The sequence below is a fragment of the Vibrio sp. THAF190c genome, assembly GCF_009363355.1.
GTDB classification, from domain to species: Bacteria; Pseudomonadota; Gammaproteobacteria; order Enterobacterales; family Vibrionaceae; genus Vibrio; species Vibrio fortis_A.
Genome location: NZ_CP045338.1, coordinates 622,175 through 641,784 on the forward strand (window position 1 = coordinate 622,175; position 19,610 = coordinate 641,784).

Here is a 19,610-nt window from a genome sequence, read left to right on the forward strand (position 1 = left end):
AGTATTCATGGCCAATAAATTTAAATCTCTATTGAACTGGGTTAAGTCAGGCTCTCCTTGGATCTGGCTGACCGGTGGTGCGGTTAGTATCAGTATGCTTTCCGTACTTGGTTTGATGCTACTAATTGGTTGGAAAGGGCTTACGTACTTTTGGCCAGCACCACTCTACCAATGGCAACTTGACGATTCAGTGCAGTCACAAGTCGAATTGAATGGTTCTCCGGATCGCCTTATCGGTCAACTCTATGAGAACAAATACATTCCCATCGCCCAGATCCCTCAGTCTCAAGAACATCTATCTGAGCAGCAGCTTGCCACTGGGTTAGTGAAACGCCTAAGCATTAAAGTGGCGAATCGTGAGTTGTATCCTGCAGATTTCGTATCGATTTTAGACATCAATCTACAACAGCCAACAGAGCCGAAAGAGTGGGCGGTGATTGAGCGTAGCCGCGGTGGTTACTTCTTTGGTAAACCGGTTCGTTTTGAGAGTGCCGCTGGCTCGAGTGTGACTGATATTGACCAGTCCTTAGAAGATGGCCTTGCGTTTGCCGATGTACTTCGTGAAGAGACGTCGCGGATTGTAAATCAAGAGATCCGTGGGATCAGTTGGCAGCTAGAGAAGCTAAGGCTTGAAAAGCGCAAACTAGAGCTGAACGAGACGGTCAGTGATAGCTATTTGAAAAGTTATGAGGACACGCGACGAGCACTCAATGAACAACTTGATGATGCTGAACTGCGCTTGGAACAACTTAGAACACAGCTCAACGTAGAAAGTCTTATTGTTGAAGATATGACTGGGCAGCAGGTCGAGATTCCGTTAAGCCATATCTTAGATTACTGGTATCCAAACCAGATGAACTATGCTGAGAAAGTAACGCACTGGTTCAAACAGATCTGGAAGTTCTTGTCGGAAAATCCAAGAGAGTCGAATTCTGAAGGGGGAGTTTTCCCAGCGATATTCGGCACAGTGCTGTTGGTTATCTTGATGTCGATCGTGGTGATGCCTCTTGGTGTTATCGCTGCGATTTACCTCCATGAGTATGCAAAGACTAATGCACTCACGCGCTTGATTCGTATCGCGGTAATCAACTTAGCCGGTGTTCCTTCGATTGTTTATGGGGTATTTGGTTTAGGTTTCTTTGTTTACACCATAGGTGGCTCGATTGATACGCTGTTTTATGCCGAGCGTTTACCGGCTCCGACCTTTGGTACCCCGGGGCTTTTATGGTCTTCATTGACCTTGGCAGTTTTAACACTGCCTGTCGTTATTGTGACGACAGAGGAAGGTTTAACACGAATTCCTAGCGCCGTTCGTCACGGTTCGTTAGCGTTAGGGGCAACCCAGTTCGAAACCTTGTGGCGAATTGTATTGCCGATGGCGAGCCCAGCGATCATTACAGGGTTGATTCTCGCTATTGCGCGTGCTGCTGGCGAAGTTGCGCCGTTAATGCTGGTGGGTGTGGTGAAGCTGGCTTCAAGCCTTCCGGTTGATGGGCAGTTTCCATACGTTCATTTAGATCGTAAGTTCATGCATTTAGGTTTCCATATTTATGATGTTGGCTTTCAAACGTCCAACATAGAAGCGGCTAGACCTCTGGTGTACGCCACGTCGTTTCTTTTGGTTACCGTGATTGTAGGGTTAAACCTGACGGCGATTAATATTCGCAACAATTTGCGTGAGAAGTACCGAACCTTAGGACAAGATTAGATGTTTTCAATTAATGAAACCTTGGGTTATTACGCCCCACTTGATGTTCATAATCTGACGGATGAGCAGACAGCTATCTCAATTGAGGGGCTCAACCTTCATTATAAAGAGAGCCAAGCGCTCGACGACATCTCAATGAAGATCCCTAAAGGGCAGGTGACTGCGTTTATCGGGCCATCGGGTTGTGGCAAATCGACCTTGTTGCGCTGCATTAACCGAATGAATGATTTGGTGGAAGGATGTCGAGTCTCTGGCAAAGTGAAGCTTTATGGTCATAATGTTTATGACCCTCAAGTGGACGTTGCCACCTTGCGCCGACGCGTAGGTATGGTTTTTCAAAGACCGAATCCTTTCCCGAAATCGATCTATGAGAACGTGGTTTACGGCCTTCGTCTGCAAGGTATGAGTAACAGCCGAGATCTTGATGATGCGGTTGAACGCTCTTTGCGTGCAGCAGCCTTGTGGGATGAGGTGAAAGACAGGTTACATGAAAACGCATTTGGTCTGTCTGGCGGTCAACAGCAGCGACTGGTGATTGCGCGTGCAGTGGCAATTGAACCTGAAGTACTGTTACTGGATGAGCCAACGTCGGCACTGGATCCTATCTCTACTCTGACGATTGAAGAGCTGATTAACGATCTTAAAACGCAATACACGGTAGTGATTGTGACTCACAACATGCAACAAGCAGCGCGAGTCAGTGACCACACCGCGTTTATTCATATGGGTAAGTTGATCGAGTACTCAGATACCGACTCAATCTTTACTTCGCCATTGAAAAATCAAACAGAAGACTACATTACAGGAAGATACGGTTAAGTTTGCTATCTCTATCTATAGCAAATCATCATTTAGGAGCTGACATGCATTTCGGTCGTCATATATCTGGACAATTTAACGTGGAGCTTGAGTCTATACGTACTCATGTTCTAACTATGGGCGGCCTCGTGGAGCAGCAGCTCTCTTTTGCAATGCAGGCGCTGCATAAAGACGATATAGAATTGGCTAAGAAAGTGATCCGTGATGATCACAAGGTCAATGCGATGGAAGTGTCGATCGATGAAGCCTGTACACGAATCATTGCTAAGCGACAGCCAACAGCCAAAGATCTCCGCTTGATAATGGCGATTATCAAAACCATTACTGATCTTGAGCGTATTGGCGACGTGGCCTCTAAGATTGCGCAGGGTGCGATTGATATCCCTTCGACTAAGAATCAGAAGTTTCATGTTTCCCTAGAACCACTTTGCCGCCATGCAATCGCGATGTTGCATCAGGTGCTTGATGCTTTTGCGCGTATGGATGTCGATGCGGCAGCGGAAGTGCACAAGCTTGACGATAAGCTCGACGCAGAATATGAAGCGGTGATTCGCCAGTTGATGACCTACATGATGGAAGACCCGAAGAATATTCCCAACATTCTACAAGTGATGTGGTCGGCTCGCGCTATTGAGCGTGTCGGTGATCGATGCCAAAACATTTGTGAGTACATCATCTACTTTGTGAAAGGAAAAGATGTTCGCCATCTAGGAAATCAAAGCCTAGATGACGCACTGAAATAGTCTGAGAATCTGAATTGTTATCCTAGAAGGTAATGATGGCACCAAGGTTTAAGTTAATCGTGGTGTCATAAGGGATATAAGTTTTGTTATGGTCGAATATATTCATATCGGCTCCCGCTCTAAGTGCTAGCATTGACGTTGCTTGGTAAACGTAAGCCCCTCCAATACTTAAACCAGTTGCTGATTTGTTCTCGATAACGCCCGAGCGTGTTTTATCGCCATCATAAGTGGCAAAGCCGATTTCAGCTTGAAAACCGTGAAGACCTTTTGAGCCATAGCTCTGTTGGATACCTAGTCGGTATGAGTCAACAGATTCATCGTAGCGATCGCTTTCATACCATAAATGAGAATAACTGAGATAAACCGCATCGAAGCTAGCTACATCAGTAATACCTGCCTGCATACCAAACCCATGGTAAGCGCCAATTTTGAGTTCAGGTGAAAGGTGAAGGCTGCTTGCGTGAACCATTGGTGCACTTAAAAAAGAGAGGGCGAGAACGATATTTCTGAGTTTCATAAATTACCTACTAATCAAAGCCCACCTTGGCTAAATGATCCTTGAAAGGGTTCCCCCACCATCCTTAGTAGGGGAGAGAGTGTTACTTAAAGTTGTATTGAACACCCACACCACCAGATACATCTGATGATGAATACTTGCCTGAGGTTTCGTAGTTGAATGTACCTGATACGCTCAGTTGCTCGCTGATACCATAAGCACCACCTAGAGCGATCGCTTCTTTAGAGCCTGCAAAACCAACACCAGCACCAATTGCAAACTCGCCGTTAGTCACAAATGGACGTGCGTTAGTGACGGCGTGTAAGCTTGCGCGGATACCATCCATCTGTTCTTGGTGCTCATTAAATTTCTGATTGTACTCTTCTGCCATAGCTTGGAATTGAAGTTCTAGCGCAGAAGTACGTTCAGCTTCAGTTGGACCTGAGATGTCAGGCGTATCACCATAATCTGGAGTAGGACGTTCTGGTGAGTTATCTACAGGTGGTTGAGATGGTACACCTTCGATTGGGTTCGTTGGGCGCTCTGGTTGTGGGCGCGGCGGAGTGTTATCGATAGGTGGTTGTTCTGGCGCCGCTTCAATTGGTGGTTGAACGTGAACCGGTGGCTGAGGGCGATCGGGAACACCTGGTACGCCATTGTCGATTTCAGGAAGAACCGGCTGTTCAGGTGCTGCTTCAATTGGTGGCTGAACGTGTACAGGTGGCTGAGGACGGTCTGGAACACCTGGAACACTATTGTCGATCTCAGGGAGTACAGGTTGTTCAGGTACAGCTTCGATTGGGTTAGTTGGTTGATTCCAAATTGGATTTTGGATTTCCGCTTGTGCAAAAGCGTTGAAAGAAAATGCGCTAGCTAGAGATACCGCAATAATTGATTTTTTCATTGAATACACTCTCAATAAGATAAATATTGAGCATCCCTACTATGGCTTAATTGTTTGACTCCGTGTCGATGGAGTAAATATTAAACAGTGTATTATTTTTAGGCTAAATAGCACTTTTAATAAGTAAAATAAGCATTACTTATTAAGCTGCTCCTTCAGAGCATCTAGAACAACGTTATTTAACCAAGTTAGAAGTGGGTTGTTACGGTTTTTGATATGGATATGGCTATAGACGCCAACCATTTTTATCTCGTCTTCGACATCCACATCTATGGCTCTGAGGTTTGGGTAGTTATGAATGGGGAACAGGTTTGAATGTGGCATGTACATATCAGAATTCATCAGTACATCTATGATTGCTAATACCATCTCAGAACGGAAAGCGACACGATGGGGTATTGATTGAGCTTCTAGTATTTTGGAGGCTTGGCTAAAACTATCATTCCAGCCTGGCGTAACTAGAGATGCGATTTCGTAGCCAGCAAGGTCTTGCGGAGTTACTTTCGCTTGTTTTAGTGGGTGATCCTGACGAACAAATAGCCTTCCTTCTATATCAACCAGCTTTTGAGCATAAACCTCTTTGGAAATGTACGGCAGCTGATAAGCGATACCGAGCAGAACATCGCCTTTTTGAATTTCTTCTGCCGATGAGGTCGTCCAACTCGCAAGTTCTAATTTACAGTTGGGGGCTTGTTGGGTGATGTTTTTATACAGAGCACCAGACAGACAGGCTAGTACCACAGGCGATAGCGCAACTTTGATTGGATAATCAATCTCTTTAGGATCAAAGCCATAAGAGGAGTTCACTGCGTTACTGATCCCATCCATATGAGGCCAAAGTTCATTCGCAAGTTGTTCACTAAAGTGAGTTGGTTGTAGACCGCCATGAACTTTCACAAACAGGTCATCACCAAAATGATGCCTAAGCTTTTGCAATGCTTGGCTCACAGCGGGTTGAGTCACAAACAGTCGCTCGGCGGCCTTGCGAGTATTCTTCTCTTGGTGAACAATTAAAAACGTTCTGAGCAAGTTAAGATCGAGCGTACTAAATAAATCCTTTGCCATATCTGTCCGTGAGCATCATTGACTGGTTTATACAATATACGCGACTCTAATAGATAAACCAGTCTTACTCGGTAAAGCTTTATTAAACAATTAATTGTGATTGAGGATAACGGTTTTTACGGCGCGAATTTTTTCTGAGCTAGTAACAGGAATCAGGTAATCATCGATACCCTGATTTCCCATTTTTGCCTCTGACGTTCTATTCATTAAGCTATTACGAGTGGTTTTCCCTGATAGGTGCAGTGCATTGACCTTCGATGATTGTAAAAGAAGTGACGCATTTTCAGCATTAACACCAGCCCCGGCCATTATATCGATGCGACCATTAGCAAGCTTAACCATATCGCCTAAAACTTCTATTCCGCTCTCGGCCGTTGGCGCGAGCCCTGAAGTCAGTACTCGTTCAAAGCCAAGTTGAATCGCTTGTTCTAGAGCAAGCTTATAGTCTGGAGAGACATCAATTGCTCGGTGGAGAGTCATGCCGAGATTCAGGCTTTTCGCTTTTTGGGTCAATTTCTCTAAAGTATTCATATCCAAAGAGCCATCGGACTTAGTGACTCCCAGAACAACACCTGTTAGCCCAGCGATAGAGGCTGCTTCAATATCTTCTAGCATGCATTCAATGTCTTCTGCATCGAAGATGAAGTCGCCTTGCCTTGGTCGAATCATTGCGTAAACAGGAATTGAAGATAGCTGTGCCGCTTTTTTCATAAAGCCGAAGCTTGGGGTGAGTCCGCCTAAGGCGAGAGATGAACACAGTTCTATGCGATCAGCACCACCTTTTATAGCAAGGTAAAGGGATTCGAGGTTGTCGATACATACTTCTAATTCAGGTTTCATTCTTTCATTCCGAAGAGAGGATGACTGGATGATAGCAATAGTAGGTAATGAAAGGGTAGAGGGGAAAGGGACGAAATTGGGGTAAATCTTTTAGATAACCGTTGCCTCAATTTAGAGGCTCGAGATAAGTGGATTAGAAGATTTGCCACCAACATAAGAAAAGCCCGAAGCGTGAACTTCGGGCTTTTTATAAAGACTTTACTTCTTAACTGATTGGCGTTGCACTTTGTGCTATTGCTTTACGCTTCTTGTGCCTTGGGCTACTAAGAGAGCATCCAACCATTCACCCGTGTTGAGTCGGGCTTAAGAATGTAATTACTTGCTTAGGTCGTCTGCGTGCTCAGATAGGAATGCTGCAACACCTTTTGGAGATGCGTCCATACCTGATTTACCTTCTTCCCATTGTGCAGGACAAACCTCACCGTTCTTCTCGTGGAAGTTTAGTGCGTCTACCATGCGTAGCATTTCGTCGATGTTACGGCCTAGTGGTAGGTCGTTAACTACTTGGTGACGTACAAGACCGTCAGCGTCGATTAGGAAAGAGCCACGGAAAGCAACGCCTGCTTCTGGGTGCTCAACGTCGTATGCTTTACAGATTTCGTGCTTAACGTCAGCTACTAGTGGGTACTTAACTTGACCGATACCGCCATCTTCGATAGCAGTGTTACGCCATGCGTTGTGAGAGAACTGAGAATCGATAGAAACACCGATTACTTCAACGCCTTTAGCTTGGAAATCTTCTAGACGGTTGTCGAAAGCGATAAGCTCAGAAGGACAAACGAATGTGAAGTCTAGTGGGTAGAAGAAAACAACCGCTTTCTTACCTTTTGTGAATTCTGCGAAGTTGAAGTTATCAACGATTTCGCCGTTACCTAGAACAGCTGCTGCAGTAAAGTCAGGGGCTTGACGACCTACTAGTACCATTTTGGAATCTCCTAAAAAATTAGTTGGCCCAACACTTCTTTGATTGGGCTCCGTTTCTACGCGACAAACTATAGTACAATCGGTACTATAGAAAAAAGCGAATTAAATAGATTGAGTTCATCGAAAAAAACGATAAACCTTCTCTTTGTCCTTTCCAAGTCTATCGACCGTTCAGGAAGCGTAGACTCAAATTTATCTTACTCATATTACAAAGTAATTTCATGAATAAATGGCCAAGTCTTAAGCAACTTCACTATCTAGTGACACTCCATGAAACACGTCACTTTGGTGATGCCGCTGAGCGTTGTTTCGTGAGTCAATCGACTCTAAGTAAAGGTATACAAAATCTTGAAGAGTTGATTGGGTGTCCTCTATACGAAAAGAAAGATAAGAAGAGCCCACTGGTGTTTACTCATGCTGGTGAGCAGGTGGTGGAGCATGGGCGCGAGCTATTAGCTAAAGGGCAAGATTTAGTTGAGCTAGGGCGACTATGCCAAGGCGGCGACATGCAAGGTCAGCTTAAAGTGGGCTGTATTCCGACGATTGCCCCTTTTCTTCTATGTAATCTCGTTCAAGAGGTCAATGTTCGCTTCCCAGAATTGAACATGTTGCTGCGTGAAGATACCACTACGAATTTGTTGGCTGCTTTACGTCAAGGTGAACTAGATGTCTTGATATTGGCATTGCCTGTCGATATTGATGGAATGGAAAGTCAGATTGTCGGCAGTGACCCGTTTCGAATGATCATCAGTCGCAATCAAGCGGATGCGATTCGCACGCCAATCAAATATGCAGATCTTCCAGATGAATCAGTGTTCCTTTTAGAAAAAGAGCACTGTCTAACGGAACATGCGGTGTCGGCATGTCAATTGACTGCCAAAGAGAAGATCAACCCGTTCTCTGCAACCAGCCTTCACACGCTAGTGCAAATGGTAGCGAATGGTCTAGGCACTACATTCATTCCTCAGATGGCGATCGATCATGGCTTGATTGAGAACCAGAACTTAGTGGTTGTTGATGCGCCGGGGCAGCAAGCTCATCGCCATATTGGCTTGGTTTGGCGCCCTAGCTCTTCACGAGTTAGCACATTCAATCAGCTGGCAGAAGTTGTGTCGGAATTACTTTAATCTTTTTTGTATTCACGATAGCAATAAGTATTAAGTTAGATTTCCAGATAGCTCGAACAAAAGCACACTGCATTTGGTGTGCTTTTTAGTATTTTGTTCTGTTGAAATGATTATGTTCAACGGCAAATCATTGAGAGCTTGTTAAGTAGCTTTCATTCATTTGTGAAATTTCACACGCTTAATTTCACACATCCTTTTTGGCTCCCTGTTTAACTTCCTTGATGCATATGCTTGCCAGTGGTTGAAGGCTAACGACATTCTCACGTTTACTGTAAATTAAACGGTTGTTTTAAACTGGGCGTTGCTCAAATTTTCAACGTAATAAAATTACGTAAATCCTCGAAGAGTAAGCTGTGAAAAAGCCACTTAGATCACAACGATATAAAGCTTTGAATTTAACTTTTTATTAACTTTAGACCTTTTGCTCTACTTTGGTTTGGGGTAGATTAACTGCATGAAGATTAAGACTTATGTCTAGCTGTCGCTTACTTGTAATCGATTGCAAATTTGGAGATGGTAATAAGCGAAAGCAGCATGGAGCAGACATATATCGACGAGCAATCCCCCATAATATTAATCAGCTTGTCGACGCAAAATGTAGTTTTTGAGTTACAAACGTTCTTAGCGTTATAGCTCGTATTTAGATTGATAGAGATAGTGTCGAAACAGGGAAGTATGTTTGCTACATAAAAACCAAAGCAGACATACCTTACGCCACAGGCAAGCTTGAGGGATTAGGTACCCTTTCACCTAGCCCTTAAGTTATTTTCCCGAAATGAAGCCCAAACCTTTTTACCTGCGCAAAGGCGCACGATGTGAAATCAAGGAGTGCAGTGATAAATGAAGCAATAAGTAGGAAGGCCGCCTACCTATATAAGAATGAAAACCAGATCGAGCAATAACAAGATTCCTTACTGTTTACAGGAACGCATGAAACCCTGACCTTCGAGCGGCCCAATCCAGCCGCTCATTTTTTTGTCTGTCATCTATCAAAATTCAGCGAGCGAGATGAACGGAATCAAGCTTGTTGAATTCAACTTAGACAATAAGCCCGCTTTAAAGAGAGTGTACTACACCTCAATCTCTTCAGGTTCACTCTCTTCTTGTAGCTCCAGTAGATTGATCGCAATGGTCACGAAGTCACTGTCTGTGATGATACCAACCAATTCACCATGCTCTACAACGGGTAGACAGCCCACTTTGTGCTTTTGCATATAAATAGCCGACTCTTTCAATCCCGCTCTCGGTTCAACCGACATGACGTTCTTGTGCATGATTTCATTGAGAGGTGTGGCGAGAGTATAAGATTGAGCTTGAGGGATGTTTTGTAGGCTGGATTCTTGAGCGGCAAGGACGTCGCGTTGGGTAACGACACCGAGCAGTTTCCTGTCCGCATCTACAACTGGAATGTGCCGAATATCCAAAGCTTCCATGGTGTGTTTAGCATCGGCGAGTGAGTGTGAGCGTAATAGGGTATGAGGGTTGCGAGTCATCATGTCTTCAACCTTGATCATACGGACCTCCTTATTATTCTATTTTACTGCTTCTACTATAGATTTATCTCTCAAAAATATCTGAGAGCTAACTCATTATTGGGTGACTTTTATGCAACAAATGTCGTTAAAGTCATGTACGATTTCGAGTCGATTTTTTACGCCTATTTACAATAATCAGGTACTCAAAACCTTGCTATTGCGTCACGTGCGCCTATACTAGCCCACTGCGAAAAATTTAGTCGCGGCTTTGTGTCGTCTACTAAATTGACCTCATCCAACTAAACAAGACTAGAAGAATGCAAGTTTCAGATTTTCACTTTGACCTACCCGATGAACTCATTGCTCGCTACCCACAAGAGGAGCGCACAGCAAGCCGCCTATTAAAGCTAGATGGCAATACGGGTAACCTAAATGATGGCTCATTTAAAGACGTTCTAGACTTGGTTGAACCAGGTGACTTAGTGGTCTTCAATAACACTCGAGTTATCCCTGCACGTGTTTTCGGTCGCAAGGCTTCGGGCGGTAAGCTAGAAGTGCTTGTAGAGCGCATGTTGGATGAGAAAAGCATTCTTGCACACGTTCGTTGTTCAAAATCACCAAAGCCAGGCACACAGTTGTTCTTGGGTGAGAACGATGAATATGAAGCAGAGATGGTCGCACGTCATGATGCACTGTTTGAGATTCGTTTTACTTCTGAAGAGAGCGTTCTAGATATCTTGAACAGCGTTGGTCATATGCCGCTGCCACCTTACATCGATCGTCCAGATGAAGATGCTGATAAAGAGCGTTACCAGACTGTCTATAATGAGAAACCGGGTGCGGTAGCTGCACCAACGGCAGGTCTTCACTTTGATGACAAGCTAATGGCTGACATGAAAGCTAAAGGTGTTGAGTTTGCTTATGTGACCCTTCACGTTGGTGCGGGTACATTCCAACCAGTAAAAGTGGACAACATCAACGATCACCACATGCACGCTGAGTATGTTGAAGTACCACAAGAAGTGGTTGATGCAATCGCGGCAACAAAAGCTCGTGGTGGCCGTATCATCGCTGTTGGTACTACATCAGTTCGCTCTCTTGAGAGTGCTGCGCAAGATGCTCTGAAGAAAGGTACTGAGCTTGTACCATTCTTTGGTGATACAGAGATCTTTATCTTCCCTGGTTATGAGTATCAGCTGGTGGATTGTCTGATCACTAACTTCCACCTGCCAGAATCAACGCTGATCATGCTGGTGAGTGCTTTTGCTGGTTACGATAATGTGATGGGTGCTTACGATCATGCAGTGAAGAGCGAGTACCGCTTCTTCAGCTATGGTGACGCGATGTTCATCAACAAAAAAACAAGCTAATTTTAGCCAGTAATAAGCGATATAAATAGAATTTACGGGTGCTAGCAGTAGGCTAGGAGAGAGGTTGAGCATCAGCCTCTTTCTCGCAAGGAATCCGCGACCGCTCCTCATAGAGTCTTAAGACGAACTTAAGCTCTGAATTAACAGTCAGATTGTTTCTCTGGCATATTGGAGGCTTCGTGAAATTAAAATACGAACTTAAGAAAACAAACGCTGGTGCACGTCGTGGTCAACTTCAGTTTGAACGCGGTACCGTTGAAACACCAGCATTCATGCCTGTAGGTACTTACGGTACTGTAAAAGGTATGACTCCTGAAGAAGTAAAAGACACAGGTGCTGAAATCCTACTGGGTAACACATTCCACCTATGGCTACGTCCTGGTCAAGAAATCATGAAAATGCACGGTGACTTGCACGATTTCATGAACTGGCAAGGTCCTATCCTTACCGATTCAGGCGGCTTCCAAGTATTCAGCTTAGGTGCGATGCGTAAAATCACTGAAGAGGGTGTGCATTTCCGTAACCCTGTAAACGGTGACAAGATCTTCATGGACGCAGAAAAGTCTATGGAAATCCAAAAAGATCTAGGTTCAGACATCGTGATGATCTTCGATGAGTGTACGCCTTACCCTGCGACACACAAAGAAGCGAAAGACTCAATGGAGATGTCTCTACGTTGGGCTGAGCGTTCACGTAACCACTTCGACAAACTTGAAAACCCGAACTCACTATTCGGTATCGTTCAAGGTGGTGTGTACGAAGACCTACGTGATGTCTCTGTTAAAGGCCTAACCGAAATTGGCTTTGACGGTTACGCGGTTGGTGGTCTAGCAGTAGGCGAACCAAAAGAAGACATGCACCGCATTCTTGAGCACACATGTCCTCAACTGCCTGAAGATAAGCCTCGCTACCTAATGGGCGTAGGTAAACCTGAAGACCTAGTTGAAGGTGTTCGTCGCGGTATCGACATGTTTGACTGTGTAATGCCAACGCGAAATGCACGTAACGGCCACCTATTTGTGACTGAAGGTGTGATCAAGATCCGTAATGCGAAGCATAAAACGGATACAACGCCACTAGATTCAGAGTGTGACTGTTACACTTGTAAGAACTACAGCAAGTCTTACCTACATCATCTAGACCGTTGTAACGAAATCCTAGGTGCGCGTCTGAACACGATTCACAACCTGCGCTTCTACCAACGTGTTATGTCTGATATCCGTAAAGCGATTGATGAAGACCGTTTTGAAGAGTTTGTGGAAGAGTTCTACGCAAGAATGGGACGTGAAGTTCCACCACTGGGTAAAGAATCTTAGTATTTCTTTTGCGAGCCCCGTCTCTATTCATAGGGATGGGGCTTGAAAATAAAGGGATGCAACCCAATAAGACAAACAATTACGAAAATATAAATAGAGGATGTTTTAATGTTTATTTCTCAAGCACATGCAGCAGCAGAAGGTGCACCAGCTGGCGGCGGTTTTGAAATGCTAATCATGCTAGGTATGTTCGCGGTGATCTTCTACTTCATGATCTACCGTCCACAAGCTAAGCGTGTTAAAGAGCACAAAAACCTAATGGCTTCTATGGGTAAAGGCGACGAAGTTCTAACAAGCGGTGGTCTAATCGGTAAGATTACTAAGATCGCTGAAGACAACGACTACGTTGCAATCGAACTAAACCCAAACAACGAAGTAGTGATCAAGAAAGACTTCGTTACAGCAGTGCTACCAAAAGGTACTCTGAAATCTCTATAAACAGCTAGAGGATCCTCGCTGTGCTAAACCGTTATCCGTTATGGAAGTACCTGATGGTGATGTTTACCATTGCTATCGCTGCGTTGTACGCACTTCCAAATCTATACGGTGAAGATCCGGCAGTTCAAGTTACAGGGGCGCGTGGCGCCTCTGTAGATATGTCTACGCTGGATACTGTCACCAAAGCTCTTGAAGCCGAGAGCCTTCCTACTAAATCCGTTGCTCTAGAAAACGGTTCTATTCTTGTACGCTTTAACGATACCGATACTCAAATCAGTGCGCGTGATGTGATCACTGAAGCTTTGAATGAAGATGTTATCGTTGCCTTAAACTTAGCGGCTTCAACTCCAGACTGGCTTGAATCAATTGGTGCGGCACCAATGAAGCTTGGCCTTGATCTACGTGGTGGTGTTCACTTCTTGATGGAAGTGGATATGGACGCTGCAATGGAAAAGCTGGTGGGCCAACAAGAAGAAGCTTTCCGTAGCGAACTTCGTGAAGAGAAAATCCGTTACCGTGCAATCCGTCCATCTGGCAAAGATGCGGTTGAAGTATTGCTACGTAACGAGGAGCAACTTGCAGCTGCGAAAACGTTGCTAGAGTCTCTGCACCCAGATATGACTTTCGTTGATTCTGAGTCGAATGGTCGTTTCTCTCTGATTGCTAACTTTACCGAAACGCGTCTTCAAGAGATCCGTAACTACGCTGTAGAGCAGAACATCACCATCCTTCGTAACCGTGTTAACGAATTGGGTGTTGCTGAGCCGCTAGTTCAACGTCAAGGCGCAAGCCGTATCGTAGTTGAGCTACCAGGTGTTCAAGACACAGCTCGTGCAAAAGAGATTCTTGGCGCGACTGCAACGCTTGAATTCCGTGAAGTTGATAGCTCTGCGGATCTGGCTGCAGCAGCGGCAGGTCGTGCACCAGCAGGTAGCGAAATCAAGCAAGACCGTGATGGTCGCCCTGTTGTTCTTAAGAAGCGCGTTATCCTAGGCGGTTCGAGCATTACAGACGCAAGCTCAAGTGTTGATGAATATGGTCGTCCTCAAGTTAACATCTCGCTAGACAGCGAAGGTGGTAGCAAGATGTCTGCGTTCTCTCGTCAAAATATCGGTAAGCTAATGGCAACCGTATTTGCAGAGTACAAAGACAGCGGTCGTAAGACGCCTGAAGGCAAAGTGATTCTGACTAAGCATGAAGAAGTGATTAACCAAGCAACGATTCAATCTGCGCTAGGCCGTAACTTCCGTATTACGGGTATCGACTCTGCTGCTGAAGCACACAACCTTGCACTTCTTCTACGTGCCGGTGCTCTGATTGCACCTATCTCGATTGTTGAAGAACGTACCATTGGTCCATCTATGGGTCAGCAGAACATTGACATGGGTATCATGGCGATGATCTGGGGTATGGTTGCAGTAATGCTATTTACGCTTATTTACTACCGTCGCTTCGGCTTGATTGCTAACGTAGCGCTAATGGCGAACTTGGTGTTAATTATCGGTGTGATGTCGATGATCCCTGGTGCGACGATGACGCTACCGGGTATCGCCGGTATCGTACTGACGGTTGGTATGGCGGTCGATGCGAACGTACTTATTTTCGAACGTATTCGAGAAGAGCTACGTGAAGGTCGTAGCCCACAACAAGCGATTCACCAAGGTTATGCGAACGCATTCAGCACCATTGCCGATGCCAACATCACTACGCTTCTAACAGCAATTATTCTGTTTGCTGTTGGTACGGGTGCGATTAAAGGCTTCGCGGTAACGTTGTCTATCGGTATTCTGACCTCTATGTTTACAGCTATCGTAGGTACACGTTGTATCGTGAACCTGATGTATGGCGGTAAGCGTGTAAACAAACTGTCGATCTAAGGCTAGGAATTAATATGTTTCAGATTCTAAAAGCAGACAAATTGATCGACTTTATGCGTTGGTCAAAGGTAGCTTTTGTTCTTTCTATCTTAATGATTGGTACAGCAATCTTTACTCTATCAACCAAGTCGTTGAACTGGGGTCTAGACTTTACTGGCGGTACCCTGATTGAAGTCGGTTTTGAGCAACCAGCGAACCTTGAAAACATCCGTTCGGCACTAGAGGCAAAAGGCTTTGGTGATGCGACCGTTCAGAACTTCGGTTCTGCTCGTGATGTTATGGTTCGTCTACGTCCACGTGAAGGTGTGGCGGGCGAAACGCTAGGCAATCAGATCCTATCAGCTATCGAACAAGGTACAGGTGAGCAAGTTGAAATGCGCCGTATCGAGTTCGTTGGTCCAAACGTAGGTGATGAGCTAACAGAAGCGGGTGGCCTAGCTATCCTTGTTTCTCTTATCTGTATCTTGATCTATGTATCGGTACGATTTGAGTGGCGCCTGGCTGCAGGTGCGGTACTCGCATTGGCGCACGACGTTATCATCACGCTGGGTGTTTTCTCTTTGATGCAAATCGAAGTGGACTTAACTATCGTAGCGGCCTTGCTAACGGTTGTCGGTTACTCACTCAACGATACCATTGTTGTATTCGACCGTATCCGTGAAAACTTCCGTAAGATGCGTAAAGGCGAAGCGCCTGAAGTCTTGAACAGCTCAATCACTCAAACACTGAGCCGTACATTGATCACTTCTGGTACAACCTTGTTCGTAGTTATCGCTCTATTTGTACAGGGCGGCGCGATGATTCACGGTTTCGCTACAGCACTTCTACTGGGTATAACAGTAGGTACTTACTCTTCTATCTATGTTGCTTCGGCACTAGCAATGAAGTTGGGTATCACTCGTGAACACCTAATGCCACCTCAAGTGGAAAAAGAAGGCGAAGAGTTTGACGAAATGCCATAGGCGCTATGCTGAATGACATTTACAAACCCAAAAAAACCGCTAGGCAACTAGCGGTTTTTTTATATACAGTGGAAGAGAAGATACGGGAGGCGGTTTATGGATCTGAATTCATTGAAGTATTTTATTGCAGTTTATGAAGAGCGAGGCGTCTCCAATGCGGCTAAGCAGCTTGGAATTACGCCATCAGCGGTGAGCCAAAATATCTCTAAACTGAATGAGTTCTATAATGAGGTTCTATTCGTTCGTTCTGGCAATACCCTTGTTCCGACCAGTAAAGGTGAGAGCCTCTATCAAGCGGTGAAACCTCATGTCGATGCGATAGCTGCTGAGTCAACAGCGCTGCGCAACCCAAGAAAATCTAAGCGAGTGATTACCTACTTTGGCCACAAAGATGGCGATATTCTCTTTTACCCTCAGTTATTAAACGCGATATCTCATTCTAACTTTGATCTCTCATTGACCAACCGTGCCAACTTTGTCGCTCAAGATGAGTGGTTAGATGAACTGCGCCTACGCAAAGCCGATTTCATGATATCCACCCAACCTGTTGAGCTCAGTGGATTCGAAAATACCTTATTGTTTGAAGATGAACTCGTCGCCGTGTGTTCTGAAAATCATCCGAAAAGAGACGCAATGCTCGATGAGTCCCGTTTTCTGGAATTGGATTTTATTGCTTGGAACACTCAAAGAGAGCAGCCTTTCATTTTAGATTCGTTATATTCCGGCAATGTAGAGAACCGTAATATCGTCTATACCTCGGACTCATTGCTCACTTCGCTATATATGGTTTCTAAGAGTGAATTGGTGTGCGTCGTAACTAAGCGCCATGCAGAGATGTTGCGAAATGAGCTGAATCTCTCTATTCATTCACTACCATTTACTGAGCAACTCTCAATTCCTGTTTATCTCAGTTATCGAAAAGTGCCTAAATCCGATGTCGTTCTTCACTGGGTCTTGAATCAAATCAAAGCCATCATATAACAACTATTTACGCTTTAACTTCAGCTAAACTGCGTTTTTAGCAGGGGTAAACAGAGACGCTTTAACATTCAGGTTAATCATTAATCGATTTCAAATGAATGTTTAAGGTGATAAAGATGAGCTTTCGAGCGACGGCGATAGGTGTACTAGCAACAATGTTGTTAGTGGGTTGTGACGGTGAATCAACCAGTGAATATGGTTACCAACCTAAAGGTGATGAACAACATATTACGTATGCTCTGTCTTATTATGATGCAATAGACTCTAATTGTTCTAACAGTTGCGGTGTTGTGGCTGGATACGGCAGTGGAAGTGGACACATGTATAACCTGTCTGTAGCCGATACCGCTGCTAGAGGGGGGAATAACTACGCTTACCTAGAGCGCAAATATCATGATATCGAACTGGTACCTTATCTTGGATCGAGTTCGAACAGAGACTACGCCAACTACGTACGCCTCGATAGCGAGCAATTGAGTTACATATACCCAAGTCTTAATCAGAGCAAACCTGTGTTGTGTATCAGCTTTACAACTCGAGATGGTTTTATTCGAATAACAGGTCTGTACCCGGGTTCGTTTGAAATGAGCCATTGCAAATGGCAATTAGATGCTCCAAACCTGCTGAGCAGAGTGAGCTATTAGCTGAATCCAGATAAGGAGATCTGGGAGTATTTGAACGAATACTTTATTATTTTGGATAGAATCTACAAAAAAGCCTCGCATTAGCGAGGCTTTAAAATTCTGTCTCTTAACTGTCGTTATCGAAGTTAGAGCTTATCAAAGGTCTGAATTACTTCAGCATACCTTCGTTTGCGTTCTCACGAACGTGCTTAAGAATTGCTTTAACACCGCGTGCGCTTGAAGCAACAACGTTACCAGACTTCATGTAGTCAGTACCGCCAGCGAAATCAGTCAGGATTGCGCCTGCTTCACGTGCGATTAGATCACCTGCAGCCATATCCCATGGTTTTAGGTCTAGCTCTAGGTAGCCGTCAACACGGCCAGCTGCTAGGTAACATAGGTCTAGTGCTGGAGAACCAGTACGACGGAAGTCAGAACAATCAACGAATAGACCAGAGATGATCTTCATGAAAGATTCAGAGTGTTGCTTAGCTTTGAATGGGAAGCCTGCAGCTAGGATAGAACCTTGTAGGTCTTTCAGCTGAGTTACACGCATACGAGCGTTATTTAGCTGAGCACCAGCACCACGTTGAGCTGTGAATAGCTCGTTTAGCATTGGGTCGTAAACACACGCAACTTCAGTACGGCCGTTCATGCGAACAGCGATAGATACTGCGAAGTGTGGGAAGCCTTTAACGAAGTTGTTCGTGCCATCTAGTGGGTCAACGATCCATTGAACATCAGAGTCTTTACCTTCAGTAAGACCGTTCTCTTCAGAAACAATGCTGTGCTCTGGGTAAGAAGCTTTGATTGTTTCAATAATCATGTATTCAGCTTCTTTAGCAATATTTACAACGTAGTCGTTGTTGCCTTTCAAAGATGTTTCGATCTTATCAGTTGTTTCTAGAGATTTAGCAATGTGATTGCCTGCTTTACGCGCAGCGCGAATAGCAATGTTTAGCATTGGATGCATATGGAAATTCCCACAAGATGTTAAAGAACGATTTAAAGCGGCGGCGAGTATACCAAAGTTTTTGCAAAAGGGAAGTGGTTATTTTTTGAACTCTTGAAATCACATTCCTGTTAGGGTCTGACCATTTTACTTTGTGATGTGTTAATATCTCGCGATTATTTTTAAAGTGGTGTCATATAGCATGTTAGACAATGTAAAAGTCGTTCTCGTTGGTACTTCTCACTCGGGTAATATCGGCTCTGCCGCTCGTGCGATGAAAGTTATGGGTTTAAGCCAATTAGTATTGGTGGATCCTCAGTGTGAAGTAGATGAGCAAACAATGGCTTTGGCAGCAGGTGCTGGTGACATCGCAGAGAACGCGGTCATCGTATCGACGTTAGAAGAAGCAGTAAAAGATTGTGGCCTAGTTGTAGGTTCAAGTGCTCGTTCTCGCACGCTAGAGTGGCCGATGCTAGAACCACGTGAGTGTGGTGAGAAGTTCGCTATCGAAGGACAAAAACACCCAGTAGCGCTGATCTTTGGCCGTGAACGTACCGGTTTAACAAATGAAGAGCTACAAAAGTGTCACTACCACGTTTGTATTCCAGCGAACCCAGAGTACAGCTCATTAAACCTAGCGATGGCGGTACAGACATTGAGCTATGAAGTTCGTGTTGCGCACCTAAATCAAGAGGCGAGCCAGTACCCTCCACAAGCTGAAGATGAGTACCCACGTCACGAAGAGCTCGAAATGTTCTACGAGCACCTTGAAAAAGTGATAACTGATACCCAATTCATCTCTAAGGACAAACCAGGTCAGGTGATGAATAAACTTCGTCGTCTGTTTAGCCGTGCACGCCCTGAAATCCAAGAAATTAATACCCTTCGTGGTATTTTGACCTCGGTTGAGAAGTCTCAAAAGGGCGAATAAGTACCCACAAATTCCGTAAGGGTGAATACCCGACTAAAATAGTCAACTAAATACTTGAC

19 protein-coding genes are annotated in these 19,610 nt (G+C 44.7%); 12 read left to right on the plus strand and 7 right to left on the minus strand.

The window, feature by feature from the left end:
• Window positions 1-7 precede the first annotated feature (7 nt).
• The 3 genes from pstA to phoU are packed head-to-tail and all read left to right on the plus strand — an operon-like array spanning window position 8 to window position 3,270.
• Window positions 8-1,708, plus strand: coding sequence for a phosphate ABC transporter permease PstA (gene pstA / locus FIV04_RS02750; protein WP_152468195.1), 1,701 nt, complete (start codon window positions 8-10; stop codon window positions 1,706-1,708).
• Window positions 1,709-2,527 carry a phosphate ABC transporter ATP-binding protein PstB gene (gene pstB / locus FIV04_RS02755; protein ID WP_032551279.1) on the plus strand — a complete coding sequence of 273 codons (819 nt, stop codon included), beginning with the start codon at window positions 1,709-1,711 and terminating at the stop codon, window positions 2,525-2,527. It abuts the gene before it with no gap.
• A 44-nt stretch (window positions 2,528-2,571) separates the two neighbouring features.
• Entirely contained in the window at window positions 2,572-3,270 is a 699-nt protein-coding gene (gene phoU / locus FIV04_RS02760) for a phosphate signaling complex protein PhoU (RefSeq protein ID WP_032551280.1), read from the plus strand.
• A 22-nt stretch (window positions 3,271-3,292) separates the two neighbouring features.
• On the opposite strand, the gene FIV04_RS02765 is transcribed toward phoU, so the two are convergent.
• The 5 genes from FIV04_RS02765 to FIV04_RS02785 form a co-directional block, all read right to left on the minus strand.
• Window positions 3,293-3,787 carry a hypothetical protein gene (locus tag FIV04_RS02765; protein WP_152468196.1) on the minus strand — a complete coding sequence of 165 codons (495 nt, stop codon included), beginning with the start codon at window positions 3,785-3,787 and terminating at the stop codon, window positions 3,293-3,295.
• A gap of 82 nt (window positions 3,788-3,869) precedes the next feature.
• On the minus strand, window positions 3,870-4,670 hold the full coding sequence (locus FIV04_RS02770; RefSeq protein WP_152468197.1) for a YadA C-terminal domain-containing protein: 801 nt from the start codon (window positions 4,668-4,670) through the stop codon (window positions 3,870-3,872).
• A 135-nt stretch (window positions 4,671-4,805) separates the two neighbouring features.
• Window positions 4,806-5,735: a LysR family transcriptional regulator gene (locus tag FIV04_RS02775; RefSeq protein WP_152468198.1), complete on the minus strand. Its 930-nt coding sequence runs from the start codon at window positions 5,733-5,735 to the stop codon at window positions 4,806-4,808.
• 90 nt (window positions 5,736-5,825) lie between these two features.
• Window positions 5,826-6,575 carry a copper homeostasis protein CutC gene (locus FIV04_RS02780; RefSeq protein WP_152468199.1) on the minus strand — a complete coding sequence of 250 codons (750 nt, stop codon included), beginning with the start codon at window positions 6,573-6,575 and terminating at the stop codon, window positions 5,826-5,828.
• A 315-nt stretch (window positions 6,576-6,890) separates the two neighbouring features.
• The gene (locus FIV04_RS02785; protein WP_017053745.1) at window positions 6,891-7,499 is read right to left on the minus strand and encodes a peroxiredoxin C; all 609 of its coding nucleotides are present in this window, start codon (window positions 7,497-7,499) and stop codon (window positions 6,891-6,893) included.
• 221 nt (window positions 7,500-7,720) lie between these two features.
• On the opposite strand from FIV04_RS02785, the gene FIV04_RS02790 reads away from it, so the two are divergent.
• On the plus strand, window positions 7,721-8,626 hold the full coding sequence (locus FIV04_RS02790; RefSeq protein WP_032551286.1) for a hydrogen peroxide-inducible genes activator: 906 nt from the start codon (window positions 7,721-7,723) through the stop codon (window positions 8,624-8,626).
• A gap of 1,070 nt (window positions 8,627-9,696) precedes the next feature.
• Here the strand turns inward: FIV04_RS02790 and FIV04_RS02795 are convergent.
• Window positions 9,697-10,140: a CBS domain-containing protein gene (locus FIV04_RS02795; protein ID WP_150871089.1), complete on the minus strand. Its 444-nt coding sequence runs from the start codon at window positions 10,138-10,140 to the stop codon at window positions 9,697-9,699.
• A gap of 278 nt (window positions 10,141-10,418) precedes the next feature.
• Here FIV04_RS02795 and queA point away from each other — a divergent pair, with 278 nt between their 5' ends.
• The 7 genes from queA (at window position 10,419) to FIV04_RS02830 (ending at window position 17,689) form a co-directional block, all read left to right on the plus strand.
• Window positions 10,419-11,471: a tRNA preQ1(34) S-adenosylmethionine ribosyltransferase-isomerase QueA gene (queA, locus tag FIV04_RS02800; RefSeq protein WP_152468200.1), complete on the plus strand. Its 1,053-nt coding sequence runs from the start codon at window positions 10,419-10,421 to the stop codon at window positions 11,469-11,471.
• A 179-nt stretch (window positions 11,472-11,650) separates the two neighbouring features.
• The gene (gene tgt / locus FIV04_RS02805) at window positions 11,651-12,787 is read left to right on the plus strand and encodes a tRNA guanosine(34) transglycosylase Tgt (RefSeq protein ID WP_032551290.1); all 1,137 of its coding nucleotides are present in this window, start codon (window positions 11,651-11,653) and stop codon (window positions 12,785-12,787) included.
• A 108-nt stretch (window positions 12,788-12,895) separates the two neighbouring features.
• Entirely contained in the window at window positions 12,896-13,225 is a 330-nt protein-coding gene (gene yajC, locus FIV04_RS02810) for a preprotein translocase subunit YajC (RefSeq protein WP_032551291.1), read from the plus strand.
• Between the two features lie 20 nt (window positions 13,226-13,245).
• The gene (secD, locus tag FIV04_RS02815; RefSeq protein WP_152468201.1) at window positions 13,246-15,102 is read left to right on the plus strand and encodes a protein translocase subunit SecD; all 1,857 of its coding nucleotides are present in this window, start codon (window positions 13,246-13,248) and stop codon (window positions 15,100-15,102) included.
• A 14-nt stretch (window positions 15,103-15,116) separates the two neighbouring features.
• The gene (gene secF, locus FIV04_RS02820) at window positions 15,117-16,064 is read left to right on the plus strand and encodes a protein translocase subunit SecF (RefSeq protein WP_032551294.1); all 948 of its coding nucleotides are present in this window, start codon (window positions 15,117-15,119) and stop codon (window positions 16,062-16,064) included.
• A 96-nt stretch (window positions 16,065-16,160) separates the two neighbouring features.
• The gene (locus tag FIV04_RS02825; protein WP_152468202.1) at window positions 16,161-17,045 is read left to right on the plus strand and encodes a LysR family transcriptional regulator; all 885 of its coding nucleotides are present in this window, start codon (window positions 16,161-16,163) and stop codon (window positions 17,043-17,045) included.
• A gap of 116 nt (window positions 17,046-17,161) precedes the next feature.
• The gene (locus FIV04_RS02830; protein ID WP_152468203.1) at window positions 17,162-17,689 is read left to right on the plus strand and encodes a hypothetical protein; all 528 of its coding nucleotides are present in this window, start codon (window positions 17,162-17,164) and stop codon (window positions 17,687-17,689) included.
• Window positions 17,690-17,837: 148 nt separating this feature from the next.
• Here FIV04_RS02830 and suhB read toward each other — a convergent pair whose 3' ends face one another.
• Complete coding sequence (gene suhB / locus FIV04_RS02835; RefSeq protein WP_032551298.1) at window positions 17,838-18,641, minus strand: inositol-1-monophosphatase; 804 nt, start codon at window positions 18,639-18,641, stop codon at window positions 17,838-17,840.
• Between the two features lie 181 nt (window positions 18,642-18,822).
• On the opposite strand from suhB, the gene trmJ reads away from it, so the two are divergent.
• Window positions 18,823-19,551, plus strand: a complete 729-nt coding sequence (gene trmJ / locus FIV04_RS02840) for a tRNA (cytosine(32)/uridine(32)-2'-O)-methyltransferase TrmJ (protein WP_032551299.1) — start codon at window positions 18,823-18,825, stop codon at window positions 19,549-19,551.
• The last annotated feature ends 59 nt before the right edge of the window (window positions 19,552-19,610 follow it).